Origin of the sequence: Pseudoalteromonas luteoviolacea DSM 6061 (assembly GCF_001625655.1) — a bacterium.
GTDB classification, from domain to species: domain Bacteria; phylum Pseudomonadota; class Gammaproteobacteria; order Enterobacterales; family Alteromonadaceae; genus Pseudoalteromonas; species Pseudoalteromonas luteoviolacea.
Map to the genome: position 1 here is coordinate 17,980 of NZ_AUYB01000092.1, position 13,748 is coordinate 31,727.

Annotated in this window: 12 protein-coding genes; 10 read left to right on the forward strand and 2 right to left on the reverse strand. The window is 40.2% G+C overall.

Annotated elements, in window-relative coordinates; genetic code table 11:
- Positions 1–20 precede the first annotated feature (20 nt).
- A complete protein-coding gene (locus tag N475_RS06085) occupies positions 21–356 on the forward strand; it encodes a zinc ribbon domain-containing protein YjdM (RefSeq protein WP_063356577.1) in 336 nt (111 codons plus the stop codon).
- A gap of 32 nt (positions 357–388) precedes the next feature.
- Here the strand turns inward: N475_RS06085 and N475_RS06090 are convergent, their stop codons facing one another.
- The gene (locus N475_RS06090) at positions 389–2,101 is read right to left on the reverse strand and encodes a two-component system response regulator (RefSeq protein ID WP_063364863.1); all 1,713 of its coding nucleotides are present in this window, start codon (positions 2,099–2,101) and stop codon (positions 389–391) included.
- Positions 2,102–2,270: 169 nt separating this feature from the next.
- Here N475_RS06090 and N475_RS06095 point away from each other — a divergent pair, with 169 nt between their 5' ends.
- The 6 genes from N475_RS06095 (at position 2,271) to N475_RS06120 (ending at position 8,705) form a co-directional block, all read left to right on the forward strand.
- Positions 2,271–4,250: an ATP-binding protein gene (locus N475_RS06095; RefSeq protein ID WP_063356575.1), complete on the forward strand. Its 1,980-nt coding sequence runs from the start codon at positions 2,271–2,273 to the stop codon at positions 4,248–4,250.
- The gene (locus N475_RS06100; protein WP_063356574.1) at positions 4,240–4,674 is read left to right on the forward strand and encodes a response regulator; all 435 of its coding nucleotides are present in this window, start codon (positions 4,240–4,242) and stop codon (positions 4,672–4,674) included. Before N475_RS06095 ends, N475_RS06100 begins: the two co-directional genes overlap by 11 nt.
- 2 nt (positions 4,675–4,676) lie before the next feature.
- Positions 4,677–5,750 carry a sensor histidine kinase gene (locus N475_RS06105; RefSeq protein WP_063356573.1) on the forward strand — a complete coding sequence of 358 codons (1,074 nt, stop codon included), beginning with the start codon at positions 4,677–4,679 and terminating at the stop codon, positions 5,748–5,750.
- A 73-nt stretch (positions 5,751–5,823) separates the two neighbouring features.
- On the forward strand, positions 5,824–6,813 hold the full coding sequence (locus N475_RS06110) for an ABC transporter substrate-binding protein (protein ID WP_063356572.1): 990 nt from the start codon (positions 5,824–5,826) through the stop codon (positions 6,811–6,813).
- 75 nt (positions 6,814–6,888) lie between these two features.
- Complete coding sequence (locus N475_RS06115; protein ID WP_063364864.1) at positions 6,889–8,262, forward strand: sensor histidine kinase; 1,374 nt, start codon at positions 6,889–6,891, stop codon at positions 8,260–8,262.
- Positions 8,263–8,267: 5 nt separating this feature from the next.
- The gene (locus N475_RS06120) at positions 8,268–8,705 is read left to right on the forward strand and encodes a response regulator (RefSeq protein WP_063356570.1); all 438 of its coding nucleotides are present in this window, start codon (positions 8,268–8,270) and stop codon (positions 8,703–8,705) included.
- 33 nt (positions 8,706–8,738) lie between these two features.
- On the opposite strand, the gene N475_RS06125 is transcribed toward N475_RS06120, so the two are convergent.
- Positions 8,739–10,601 (reverse strand): two-component system response regulator, encoded by a 1,863-nt coding sequence (locus tag N475_RS06125; RefSeq protein WP_081232377.1) that lies wholly within the window; start codon positions 10,599–10,601, stop codon positions 8,739–8,741.
- A gap of 202 nt (positions 10,602–10,803) precedes the next feature.
- Here N475_RS06125 and N475_RS06130 point away from each other — a divergent pair, with 202 nt between their 5' ends.
- From N475_RS06130 to creC, 3 genes are all read left to right on the forward strand, one after another.
- Entirely contained in the window at positions 10,804–11,421 is a 618-nt protein-coding gene (locus N475_RS06130) for a LysE family translocator (protein WP_063364865.1), read from the forward strand.
- Positions 11,422–11,584: 163 nt separating this feature from the next.
- Positions 11,585–12,253, forward strand: coding sequence for a response regulator (locus tag N475_RS06135; protein ID WP_063356568.1), 669 nt, complete (start codon positions 11,585–11,587; stop codon positions 12,251–12,253).
- Positions 12,254–12,256: 3 nt separating this feature from the next.
- Positions 12,257–13,699 carry a two-component system sensor histidine kinase CreC gene (gene creC / locus N475_RS06140; RefSeq protein ID WP_063356567.1) on the forward strand — a complete coding sequence of 481 codons (1,443 nt, stop codon included), beginning with the start codon at positions 12,257–12,259 and terminating at the stop codon, positions 13,697–13,699.
- Positions 13,700–13,748: the final 49 nt, after the last annotated feature.

Genomic DNA, 13,748 nt, shown 5'->3' on the forward strand with positions numbered 1-13,748 from the left:
ATTTATATAGGCAGTAAAGTATGTCTTGTCCTCCTTGCCCTAAATGTAGCTCTGAATATGTTTATCAAGATCAAAATCAATTGATCTGCCCAGAATGTGCCTTTGAGTGGGACCCGTCAGCTATTGAAGAAGATGATACGCCACAAGTAAAAGATGCAAATGGTACTTTGCTTGTGGACGGCGACAAGGTCACCGTAGTGAAAGACTTAAAAATAAAAGGTAGCTCTCAAGTTATTAAAATTGGCACCAAAGCACTGGTAAGGCGCGTTCTTGATAAAAAAGATCACGAACTTGACTGCAAAGTGGATGGGGTTGGTGAAATGATGGTAACAGCTAAGTTTGTGAAAAAAGCTTAGTGGATTAGACGCCTAATGTGAGAGTAAAAAGGCTAATTTTTACTCTCGCCTTTATTACTCAAAGCTGCTTGAACCTCATCAAAAGGTAAAGGTTTTGAAAAGTAGTACCCTTGTAGGCAAGAAACATTCGCATGTTTGCAGATATTTACATGAGCTTCAAATTCTACACCTTCTGCAATAGTCTCAATAGACAAGCTCGAAAGCATATTTGATAAGCCTATGAGCATTAGCCTGGCTTTTTCATCGAGTAGGGTCCTTTCTATAAGGCTTTTATCAAACTTTACAATGTCAATGGGATAATTTAGCAGGTGTGATATCGACGAAAACCCGGTACCGAAATCATCAAGTGCTATCTTACATCCTTTTGACTTTATCGATTTGAGCGTGTCCATAGTTGAGTCATTGTTTTCGAGTAGTGCCGTTTCTGTTACTTCAATGATTACCTTTGTTAAATCAACTTGATAGCTTTTTGCCTGTTCTTGCAAAAAAGTTGGTAGGTTCAAGTCATGGATCTGCAAAGGAGATAAGTTAATTGCAAGTTCGACTGTTTGGTTAGGATTATTGCTACATAGCTGTGAATATTGTGCGAGTGCTTTTCGAATGATTAAACGGCCAAACGACTCGATTAATCGTGACTTTTCAGAAGTGTGTATATATTCGGCAGGGCTCGCGCCTGACTTTGCTACGGGTAATCTAACAAGCACCTCCAGCGATTTCACTGCATTGTTGTGGCTATAGATTATTGGCTGAAAGTAAACATCAAAGTTTTGCGTATTGATGGCTTCTCTAAGCTCACCTTCAATTTGAAATAGCCTAAAAAACTCCTTCTCTAGTGACTCATCAAAAAAACAAATTTGATTCTTTCCGCCATTTTTAGCTTTGTACATGGCAATATCAGCTTGTTTGAGGAGATCTTCGGTTGTGGTTTTTGAAGCGCTAAGGGTAATGCCAATACTCGCAGTACTATAAATTTGATGTTCGAGGAATGAAAATGGCTCTTCTAAACTTGAGATAACTCTCTCGGCAATTAAGTGGGCAGCATCAGCGTCGCGGACTCCCGAAAACATAAACGCAAACTCATCGCCGCCAAGCCTTGCGAATAAAGGACTTTCACGAAATGAATAACGTACTCTGTCGGCTAACTCTTTTAAAACAGCATCCCCTGCAGAGTGACCCAAGCTATCATTAATCATCTTAAAGCCATCAATATCTAGCAACATGACGACAATGTAACCTTCAAGGCTTCTCATGTTGACCAAGAGCGAATTTAATGCATTTTCAAAGTAATTACGATTGAATAGCCCTGTTAATGGGTCTCGCTCAGCAAGGTCTTTTACTTGTTGGTAGCTTTGTGAAAGCTTATTTTCAAGCTCAATTCTTTTTTGTGATTGTTTTATACATCGTAGTAATTGAGTTGACGTAACCTCATCTTTTAAAAGTAAATCTTGCGCACCAGCATTTATACAATTAACGAGTAGTTCTTCGTCTCGATCGTTGGTGATCATGATAATGGCTGAACATTCACAGATTTTTTGAGATTTTAGCTCTACCAAAACCTGAAGTCCGTTTTGCCTAGGCATTTGATAGTCTAATAAGATGACGTCGTAGTTTTTGCACTGAACTTCGTTAATACCATCTTTAGCACAGTTTACTTCTTTTATATCAAATGATTGGCCAGAACAATTTAAAGCCTCTTTTACCAGTTCTCGGTCAATTTTTTGGTCATCAACCAGTAATACATTCATGACTGTTGCTCCTTGTTGCCTAGTCTCCTACTCATTAGGTTGAATGCTTAAAGTGATTGCTCCTAAGGAGCCTAGTTCATGCGGTAGGTTTCAGCTAGCAATTAGGGTAATTTGTTACTAACTTTGTATGTGATCTTTTTAGTTCAAGCTGCTTAATAAGGAATGTTAGTTGACCAAATCTATCAGCAACGCGAAAAAACGTTTAAACCTAGCAATATTGGTTGTGGTAGGTGGTGTGGTAGTAAGTGTGCTCATTTCTATACGAATATGGGGACTCTCTATTGACCAAGACAACAGCTTAATCAAAAGCACATCAATGGCAAAATCAGAATTAATTGAACATCAATTTATTAATTCTATGCCTGCAATTATCAATGCGCTAGAAAGGATGAGAAATCGTTGGGTAACACGCAAAGGCCCACCTTTTTCAGAGTGGCAGCTCGATGCGCTGGATTATGTCAATGATCATGCAGGTTTAAGGGCGGTCGAGTGGGTAAATCGAGATTACATCGTAAAGTGGGTTGTGCCGCTAAAAGGAAATGAAAATGCGGTCAATTTAGATCTTACCTTTGAGGAAAATCGAAAAAAAGCGCTAGATCGAGCCAAAGAACTAAAATCTTACACACTTTCCAAGCCGGTTAAGCTGGTGCAAGGGGGGAAGGGGTTTCTGGCGTACTTTCCTATTTTTATTGACGACCGTTTCGATGGGTTTATCTTAGGGGTTTTTGATATCTCTTTGCTAGTAGATAGCTTACTCCCACATGAATTTATTCAAGACTACAATATCGAAGTACATTCAGAAAAAGAAGTGATGTATAGCAAAACAGAAGCAGGTCTGAGCTTTGACAATGAAACTGGTTACACACATAGTTTTGCATTGTATGGTGTGCAGTGGGAGATAGCAGTATGGCCCAAGAAAAGCAAGCAAGCGCACGATGGTTCCAATATTCATTACATCGCTTTATTAAATGGAATACTTATATCTTTGCTAGCCGGGGTGGCCATTTTCTATCTTTTAAAGTCACTCATTGCAGACTCAATTATTAGAGACAAAGACAATGAATATAAAGCCACGCTAGAAAATGCCATAGACGGTATTGTCACGATTGATGGCAAAGGGCAAGTCCGTAGTGTAAATGGCGCTGTAGAGTCAATATTTGGGATAAGCAGGGAAAAAATCATTGGTACTAAACTTTATGAGCTTTTTCCCGAGCCATTTAAAACAGAGTTTTTACCCAGTTTATTAGGTAGTGGAGAACAGACTACTAGTTCAATTGAATTGGGAGAGGTAAAGCGAGTTTACGGAGTCAGGCAAGGTGGTGAAGTATTCCCACTAGACTTGGGGATTACTCAATTTACGAGCCAAAAACAGCAAATTTTCTGTTGTGTTTTGAAAGATGTATCAATACCCGTTCGGTTGGCCGAAGAAAAAGAACGACTTATTGAACAGCTCTCAAAATCTAACACTGAGCTAGATAACTTTGCTTACATCGCTTCTCATGATTTGAAGGAGCCTCTTCGCGCTATTCAAAACCACGCCTGTTTTCTCAAAGAAGATTATGAACGGCAGCTAGACGATGAAGGTGTCTACAAGCTAAATCGCCTTATTTACTTGGGATCTAAGATGGAGAAATTAATCTCCGACTTAATGCACTATTCGCGACTTGGGCGAGAAGAACCCGAGATGGCAGTTATAGACATGGAAGGGCTGGTTAATAGTACTAAAAGCCGCTTGGCAGAAAGTTTGGCTGAGCACAACGTAGAGGTCTCTGTGGAGTGTCCATTGCCAGAAGTGATGGGTAATCGAGTACGTATAGAAGAGCTATTGTACAATTTAATTGTTAACGCCTATAAATATAACTTATCAAATAAGAAAGAAGTCTCTGTTAGTTATAGACAATCGGTCAACGCTTTTTGTGTAGCTGACAATGGTATTGGGATTGATACCCAATTTGGAGACGATATTTTTAAGATTTTTAAAAGGTTGAATAGTCCTAAAAAGTTTGGTGAGGGTACCGGTGCAGGTTTGACTATTGCCAAAAAAATAGTCGAAAGGCATGGTGGTCGCATTTGGTATGAATCGGAATTAGGACAAGGGACGCGCTTTTACTTTACTCTAATGGAAATGAAGCTAGAAAATGCAGGATGATAAACTGATATTAATTGTCGAAGATAGCGACGACGACTACTACGCAACGCTTAGAGCGTTTAAGAAAGACGGGAATTTGTCCAATCCACTGAAGCGCTGTGAAGATGGGCAGGAGGCTTTGGAATATTTAAACGAGCCATGGTCAGAGGAACATCTCAAACCAGCCATTATTTTACTCGACCTCAATTTGCCAGGGTTAGATGGCAGGCATGTACTCAAAAAAATAAAACAGGATCGGCGTTTCAGTAATATTCCTGTTGTAGTCCTAACGACTTCTGATGATGAAAAGGACATTGCAGAGTGCTATGAGCTTGGTGCCAACACTTACATTCAAAAACCCGTAAAGCTAGACTCACTTTTTGAGGCAATACAAAAGTTAAAAGATTATTGGTTTCAAATTGCTATCCTCCCCAAAGGAGATTAACCATGGATGCTAAGACCATTCTAGTGATCGACGATTGCGAAGATGACAGATATGTCATCAGGCGTTTGTTACGGGAAAATAATGCGAATTGGAGTATCCAAGAAGCAGAATCTGGAGAGTATGGCGTAGAAATATTCAATGAGGTCAAAGTTGATGCTGTGTTGCTTGATTATTCATTGCCCGGTTCAGACGGTTTACATACTTTGAACCAAATTAAACAGTCTCAACCTTTTATCCCCATTGTGATGCTAACTGGGCAGGGCAGTGAAAAAGTTGCCGTTGAATCAATTAAAAGTGGTGCTTCAGACTACATCTGCAAAAGCGGTTTGACTCATTACTCATTGAGTAGGGCAATTGGCAACGCGATAGAATCCATGCAGTTACAACGAAAGATTGCAGAGCAAAACAAAGAGCTGGCTCAATTTGCACATGTTCTTGCACATGACTTGAAGCAACCGGCAAATGCGGTTTTAAAAATGGGCCAACTAATCATTAATAAATTTAGTGATGACATACCAAAAGAAGTTTTAGGCAAGCTCCACCTAATGTCCGAATCTTCTTTGCAAATGTATCAGCTGATCAACGCGTTGGTTTCTTATACGCAATTAGACTTACAAACAGGACCCCTTGTTGAGCCAACAGATTTTAACCTGTGTATTGAACAAGCATTAACGAATTTATCATCTGAGGTAAGTAGTCGCAGCGCGAAAATTAGCTTTGGTAAGCAGCCAACTATAAACGCAATCCCTTGTTTTATCGTACAGCTGTTTCAAATTTTAATTGAAAACTCTCTAAAATATTGCAACAAGCAACCACACATTTCGATTACACATCATAATGATGAAACACATTGGTATTTTTCTCTACAAGATAACGGAATAGGTATTCCCCCAAACTATAGAAAGCAAGTGTTTGACCCGCTTGTAAGGTTGCACAGTTCTGATACTTATCAGGGAAGCGGGTTGGGGCTGGCAACGGCAAAACGGATCATTAATAAGCACAAAGGCAGTATTTGGATTGCCGACAGTGAGGGCGAGGGGAGCTGTCTTAACTTCAGTATCGGGAAGGGCATTTAGTGACTTTTACGACTACCGCGTCCTTTTTGATGCACAGATGAGCTTTTGTTTATCTAACGGTGAAGGATTATTTATGTTTTTATCTAAATGGTTATGGGCGTGTGGCTTTATTATGGCAAGTACACTCGCGCTTGCTGGCCCCAAAAAAATACTGATTGTAGAAACTCTGCCCGTCCCAATCGTGACTAAACAAACCCAGCATATATTTGAAGAGCTACACCGATTGGATATGGATTTAGACATAGCCGTTTTTAACGGAGATGGTCAAAGCGAGAAGATAACCAGTCACATATTAGAGCAAATCGAATGCGGTTGTTTTGATCTTTTGATCACCAACGGTACGCTCGCTTCTAAAATTGGCAAGAAGCTTTTGACTGGCAAGGGTATACCAATGGTTTTTGTAACGGTAGCAGACCCACATGGCGCGGGGTTAGTGCCAACGAGTCAATCGTCCCCAATAAACTTTATCACTGGCTCTATTTACTCTGTGGGCAGGGGCACGAAGCTAGAAATAGTTAACCAACTGCTTAAAGCTAGGCAGACCAACATTGGTGTAATTGCAACTTCATATCCTGCGGCACTCACTGACATAGATAAGCTTGAGTCTATTGCCACAAACTACCAACTTATTAACTTTACGAAACGAGTGATTAAGTATCGTGATAGAAACGAAGTAGAACTTGACGAAACATATCATCAAGCACTTGAAGCGGCTGCGTCTATCGCACCTCAAGTTGATTTTTTTTGGTCCGTAAATGGCCCTTTTAGTGAAAGGTCGGACTTTGTTCACCAAATGTCTATGTTAAAACCTGTGTTGTATGGTGCTAATTTAAATTCAGTTAAACAAGGCGCACTTTTTACGGTTATACCTGACATACAAAGCACTGCTGAGCAAACTGCCGGCATTATAAGAGAGATTTTCTCAGGCGTTAGCCCTGCAATGATAAAGGTACAAGCAGCGCCGCGAAAAATACTAGCATTTAATATTCGAACTGCAACACAACTAGGTATTGTTATTCCATACGACTTATTAAGTATTGCTGGTCGCAATGTTTTTCATTGAGCGCAATAACCCATGAAGCTGCGTGACTTACTATTAATAACTTCATTTCCCTTGGTGGTGATAGGACCCATTTTGGTGGGAGTTATTGCATATCAGTTTGTTAAAGAAAGTACCTACGATAAATTGCAGTTGGTCAACGACATCCATACAAAAGATTTTGTTGAGCTGCATGTTAAAGCGAGACATGAAGTGCTACTGAGAAATAAAATGGACCAGCTCAGTAACTATGTTGCGGCATATCAGGATGAAATTATTGCAGAAATTAACATCGAAAGTAACGTTTACAAAGGTAGTTTCATTATTTTTGACAAGGAAAATGACGCGTACTTGTACAATAAAAATTACTTTATCCATATTGATGACAAAGATTTAGAGTCGAGCTTTTCAGGTCTTAATGCTGGCTTGAACCTAATTAAACTCAATGGTGAGCGTTATATATACTCACAATATTCATTTTCACCATGGAATTGGCATATATACGGTCTCTACCCCCTTGAAGAGGCGAGCGAACTGCTTAAGGAAGTTGCGTTCGCTGTATTTATGGTGTGTGGTTTTATACTTGTATTGATGTTTTTTGTGACTTCTCTGTTGTACCGCTCCTTCGTGATAAAGCCATTGAGTGAAATAAATCAATTCTCTGAGCGTCTTTCCATTTTAGAACTAGAAGGTAAGTTACGTATTAAATATCCCACGGAATTTAGAGTGCTTAGTAAACATCTCGATATAATGCGGCTTAAACTGACGGAAAATATCGGACGCATAGAAAAAGCCAACGAAGAACTCAGTCAGTTTTCATATCGTACCTCCCATGATTTGAAGTCGCCACTTACTTCGTCAAAAAAACTAACCGAATTTATATTACTGGATATTGAGAGCGGGGACATAGAAGAAGCCAAAAGTAATGTGCTTAGAGTTCAATCGCAAGTTACCAAGCTAGAGAGTCTTGTGGACGATGTACTCTCATTGACTAAGATTGATTTACTCAATGATGAAGAAGCTGAGTTTGATATTAAAGAGCTAGTTGCGGAGATAACAGACAAACGAAGAACTTTTTTTGATGAAGATGGCAGTACTTTTTTGGTCAATATAGATGTTGTAAACCCTATTATTCGTGGACATAAAATTAGATACCAGCAGATAATTGAAAACCTAGTTTCAAATGGCTTTAAGTACAAAGACAAACACAAAGAAAAACCTTTCGTAAAATTGAGTATAGTTTGTGACGGTGAGTTACTAACAATTAACGTTGAAGACAATGGGGTCGGTATACCTAAGCAGTATCACGACGATCTTTATCAGATGTTTAAGCGATTTCATCCTAATTTGGCATCGGGCTCAGGATTAGGACTTGCCATTGTGAAAAAGCATGTCGAAAAAATGCAAGGTAGCATTTCTTTTGATACCTCGACAGAGGGCTCCTATTTTTGTATAGAAATTAAAAGGAAATAAACTCTATGAATCCAATATCGATTTTGATTGTCGATGATAGTGAAGATGATCGCTACATCTTAATTCGCCAGTTGAGGCAGACTCAAATACCGATTAGCGAAATTTTTGAGTGTACTGAAGGTGTTTCAGCACTCAACTTTTTTGTTAATTACAAGGAAAATATGGCTAAATACCCCGATGCGTACCCGCCTAATTTTATATTTCTAGATATCAATATGCCCTTGATGGATGGCTTTGAATTTTTGACAGAATTCAAAAAGTTAAAAGCGGATTGTAACTTTGACCCCATTGTTATTATGTTCAGTAGCTCTGAAAGGCAGGAGGACCTTGATAGAGTGAAAGTTCATCCGGTTGTAAAAGCCTACATAGTGAAAGGTCGTTACGACGTTGCGCAACTTAAGAACCAATTGAAACCGTTCCTTGGAGCTCACTTTAATTCGTGAGCCCAAGACGCTCTTAGGTCAATACTTGATGTTTTAGCTTTCCTTTTTGTTGGTATTTACAGCATCGTGCACCAAGGACAAGCGGTTAGCTTTAGATTCATCTTCTAAAATGCTTTTAACTTTTGCCTCGTTCATGGGTTGATAAAACAAAAAGCCTTGCTGCAGTGTAATGCCCATGCCGCTACACGCCTTTGCTTGCATTGCTGTTTCGACCCCCTCACCAATTACGTTTATATTGAGCTTGTCTAACATGAAAGATAAGCCTTGCAGCATATCATGTTGCTTTGAGTCAGGTTGCGCAATGTTTTGCACAATGGAGCTGTCAATCTTTACAATTTCAAACGGGTAGTGCAAAAGGTGTGAAATTGAAGAAAGGCCAGAACCAAAGTCATCTAGAGCGAGTCCAACTCCGATTTCAGATAGAGCCATAAGGGTGTTGTTAATTGTTTGGTCATCTTGTAGTAGCGCCGCTTCGGTGATTTCTAGCACTAACATTTGAGGTGCTACTGACGCTTGCTCAAGGGCGCTTTGTACGGTGTTGACGAAACCATTGTCGCAAAGTTGGCAAGCAGATACATTTACAGACAATCTAAACTTATAGTGATCATCGCATAACATGTCTTTAAATTGGTCAAGCGCGTGTTCAAGCACCCATTGGCCAATTGTTTGGATCAAGCCCGCTTCCTCCGCAATGGGAATAAACTCATCGGGAAGTTGCGTTGTATTTGCCAACGGCCAGCGTATTAAAGCTTCAATCATGGTAATCGTATCTGATTGGCTCTCAATAACAGGGTGGTAACTAAGCTCAAAGTGTTGGCTTTTGGCTGCCTGCCTAAGCTCTGATTCGATTTGGTATTTAAGTAAGAAAGCTTCTTGCATGTTGTCTTGAAAGACACAAATCTTGTCACTGATACCATTTTTTGCGCGGTACATAGCAATATCAGCGAGTTTCATAAGCTCCTTGCGATTTTCTGAATTGATAGGAGCCACCGCAATACCGATACTACCGGAGCAGTGTACTGCGTGACCATCAATTTCAAAGGGGACATGAAAAGTATCCAGCACACGTTGAGCAATGGTTTTTATCTGTCTAATAGAGGTGAGCTCTGCGCAAGCAAAGGCAAACTCATCACCTCCAAGGCGTGCCAATAGTTCATTTTCTCTAAGCACTTCTTTTATTCGACCTGCGACAGCAATTAATAGTTGATCACCAACTTCATGACCAAAGTTATCGTTAATATGCTTGAACTTGTCTAGGTCCAACATCATTACCGCAACAATCTCACGTTTTCTGCGTTGTCTTGCAAGCAGTAGTCGATTTAACATTTCATCAAAGTGAAATCGATTATGAAGTCCAGTTAAGGTGTCTTTTTCAGCCAGTTGTTTGACCTGTCGGTAGCTATCATAAAGCTGTTGCTCCAACTCGTGTCTTTTGCGAGCTTGTAAAATCGAGCGAGTAAGCTGAGTACTTGTGACCTCTTGTTTTAATAAGAAATCCTGAGCACCAGCGTTGATGCAATCAAGCACCAGTGGTTCATTGTATAAATTACTTATCATCACGATGGCTGTATGTTTTAACTGTGGCTGACTTCTGAGTTTTACAATCGCCTCAACCCCATTAATTTGGGGCATGTTGTAATCCATTAAGATCACATCAAAATGCATTTTTTCTAGATAGGCGTAAGCATCATCAGCGCTATCCGCCTCTACAATGTCATAGTTATTTTGCTCTGAAGACAGGGTCCTTATGATCGTTTTCCTGTCTATCACATCATCGTCGACGACGAGTAATTTGGTATAAGTCATACGCTCCTTTCCCATAATTACAATGGTTTTGACCAACCAAAGGTGTGTTATGGCGCTGTATACTTCTTTGTTTAGTAGGGTATACAGCATAACTTTAGTCCAAAAGCCTTAAATGAACAGGAAGAAACAATGATAAGTTGTGGCTTGAGGTTGTTTTCGGGACATTGTTGGTTAGTCATATAGCGAAAGGGCATTGGCCAGTGACAGCACATCGTTGTACATTGAATAAAAGCCTTGTTCCATAAGGGCTCAATTTACAATTAAGACGTCACAAGAAGGAAGCAGAGAAAGTATGGAATATTTATTAGCAGTTATTTTATTTGCTATTTCAACATCTATTACACCGGGGCCAAACAATATTATGGTCATGACCTCAGCGCTTAATTTTGGAATTAAAAAGACATTACCCTTACTAGCTGGAATTTGCGCAGGTTTTAGTGTGATGTTACTGGTAATCGGCTTTGGATTTGGTCAAGTTTTCACTGCGTTTCCTAGCTTACATTTGATTATTAAATGTGTCGGTGTGTCGTATTTGTTGTATCTATCTTGGGTTATTGCGAAGTCTGCGGGCGCACCCATTGATACGGATGAAGCCAAACCACTGTCTTTTCTGAATGGGGCACTATTCCAGTGGGTTAATGCCAAAGCATGGGTAGTGGCGACGGGGGCCATAGCTGCATTTACATCTATGGGGGATGGCTACTATACGCAAAATATCACCATAGCATTGGTGTTTTTCGTTGCTGCATTTCCGTGTGTGGGTACTTGGTTACTCTGTGGTTCAGTTCTAAAGCGAATTTTAACCAAAGAAAAGTATCGGAAAGTATTTAATTATGCGATGGCAGCCTTATTGGTGGTGTCAGTTTTACCTGTCATAAGAGAAGTTGCCATTCAACTTGGTGTTATATAAAGCCTCAATTCGATTCAGGCATATCATTATATTATTCATAATGTTAATTACGCTTTATGTCATGACATAGTCGCTGTTAATATATAAAAAAGCTTTTATTGGCCCATCGGACTGAAATAGATGATCGGGACCACATCAGCTCAGATTATATTGAGGAATCAACGTGAATATTGTCATTATTGAGGATGAATCTGCGATTGCAGATACCCTCATTCATGTACTGGAAATGGATGGCTTCAAAGCTCACTGGTTTAACACGGCAGGCGCAGGACTTACGTACTTAAAAAGCAAAACGGCAGACTTATTGATACTGGATGTGGGGCTACCCGATGGCAATGGCTTTGAACTGTGTAAGCAAATAAGGGGGTTCTCTAATATTCCAATTATATTTTTGACAGCGCGCTCTGACGAAATTGACCGCGTTGTGGGGCTAGAGATAGGCGCTGATGATTACGTAACTAAGCCATTTAGCCCAAGAGAATTGTTAGCTAGAGTTAAACTGCGGCTCAAATCAGTGAGACAGCCAACAATTGTTGCTTCTGAACAGTCGTGCGATACCTTACGAATTGAAAACTATGATTATTACAAAGGTCCTATCGCTTTGGGACTTACAGCACTTGAGTTTAGATTATTGAATGCATTGTTAGAATCCTCTCCTAGAGTGTTAAGCCGACAGCAACTGATGGAGTTTTCCAATATGCCGATTGAAGAGGCATACGAACGCAACGTAGACTCTCACATTAAATCGATCCGCAATAAGTTACAAAAGGTAGATATGGCCGAAAGTTTGAAAACAAAACGTGGCTTTGGCTATTATTTTGACAAGGAATAGAGAGTGAAGCGCTGGCCAAAGATCCCGCTCGGACTACGTCTGTTTTTACTGTACTTCGTTATTGTCATAATGACGACCTACTTTGTTAGTTCGACGTTGATAAAAGAGATTAAACCAACCGTGCGTCAAACGACCGAAGAAACTTTGGTTGATATGGCTAATTTACTCGCTGTACTTGTTGCCGAAGAATTGGCAAGTGGCACGTTAGAAACAAGTCAAATTTCGACCTTGATACAGAAGTTTGGCAACCGAAGTGTTGATGCAGCTATTTGGGGGGTAGATAAAAAAGCGATGTCGCATCGGATCTACGTGACTGACTCAAAAGGGATCGTTGTTGCAGATTCTTGGCAACAGGACATAGGCAGTGACTTTTCGAGATGGAATGATGTATATCTCACATTACGAGGGATGTATGGGGCTCGTTCGACGGCGGTGGATCCTGATGATCCTTTGTCCACAGTCATGCATGTTGCAGCGCCGGTTATTTATCAAGGAAAAACCATTGGAAGCCTGACAGTGGCGAAAGCAAATCGCTCTGTACAGCCATTTATCGAACTGTCTCAGCAACGCGTGTTTAACTGGTTGGCTGTTATGAGTGTGCTGGTATTATGTGTCGGAGCTTTGATTGCTTGGCGAATAAACTCAGCACTGAGTAAGTTGTCGGTTTATGCGTATAAAATGGGTCAGGGAGAAAAAGCAGCTAAGCCGGTGTTTAGAATATTTTATGAATACAGCCAGTTAAGCGAAGCATTGACGCAAATGCGTTCGCAATTAGACGGTAAGCAATACGTAGAGTCTTATGTTGAAACTCTGACGCATGAACTCAAGAGCCCGCTTTCTGGCATCAAAGGCGCCAGTGAATTATTGCAGTTGCCTTTGGATGATGAAAAGCGCAATCAGTTCGCTGGAAATATTGAGCGAGAGTCTGAGCGAATGCAACTACTTATAGATAAGTTACTAGAGCTGACTCGACTGGAAAAATTACCACAATTAGAAAAACCCAAACGATTGCGCTGTTCAGAGCTTATTGATTACGTTGTGGATGCTATCAGCGTAAAAGTAGAACAGAAATCCTTATGTTATGTCTTTAATTCAGAATCAGATTTAACTTTTGAAGGGGATGAGTTTTTGCTTCGTCAAGCGCTTCTTAATATATTTGAAAATGCTTTGGATTTTGCAACGCAAGGGGGAAAGCTTCAGGTCTCAGTAAGACAGTCGTCATCGCATATTTGTTTTGAGGTATATAACGATGGCCCGGTAATTCCAGAATATGCACTCCCGCGATTGACTGAACGGTTTTATTCCTTACCAAGGGCAACAGGCAATAAAAGCACAGGTCTGGGACTTAATTTTGTGGAGCAAATAGCCAAACTCCATTTTGGTTATTTAAAGGTCCAAAATGAGAAAAGTGGAGTTGTTGTCACCCTCGCCATAAAGTCTACATAAACTCTCCATACAAACTCCATAGGCTGCCCATTATAGGTTGCTACAGTGT

What these genes read in the sequence shown, in the direction of transcription:
- N475_RS06130 (WP_063364865.1), top strand. Translation starts at nt 10,804, where the DNA reads ATGGAATATTTATTAGCAGTTATTTTATTTGCTATTTCAACATCTATT.
- N475_RS06100 (WP_063356574.1), top strand. Translation starts at nt 4,240, where the DNA reads ATGCAGGATGATAAACTGATATTAATTGTCGAAGATAGCGACGACGAC.
- N475_RS06085 (WP_063356577.1), top strand. Translation starts at nt 21, where the DNA reads ATGTCTTGTCCTCCTTGCCCTAAATGTAGCTCTGAATATGTTTATCAA.
- N475_RS06110 (WP_063356572.1), top strand. Translation starts at nt 5,824, where the DNA reads ATGTTTTTATCTAAATGGTTATGGGCGTGTGGCTTTATTATGGCAAGT.
- N475_RS06120 (WP_063356570.1), top strand. Translation starts at nt 8,268, where the DNA reads ATGAATCCAATATCGATTTTGATTGTCGATGATAGTGAAGATGATCGC.
- N475_RS06090 (WP_063364863.1), bottom strand. Translation starts at nt 2,101, where the DNA reads ATGAATGTATTACTGGTTGATGACCAAAAAATTGACCGAGAACTGGTA.
- N475_RS06105 (WP_063356573.1), top strand. Translation starts at nt 4,677, where the DNA reads ATGGATGCTAAGACCATTCTAGTGATCGACGATTGCGAAGATGACAGA.
- N475_RS06125 (WP_081232377.1), bottom strand. Translation starts at nt 10,601, where the DNA reads ATGCTGTATACCCTACTAAACAAAGAAGTATACAGCGCCATAACACAC.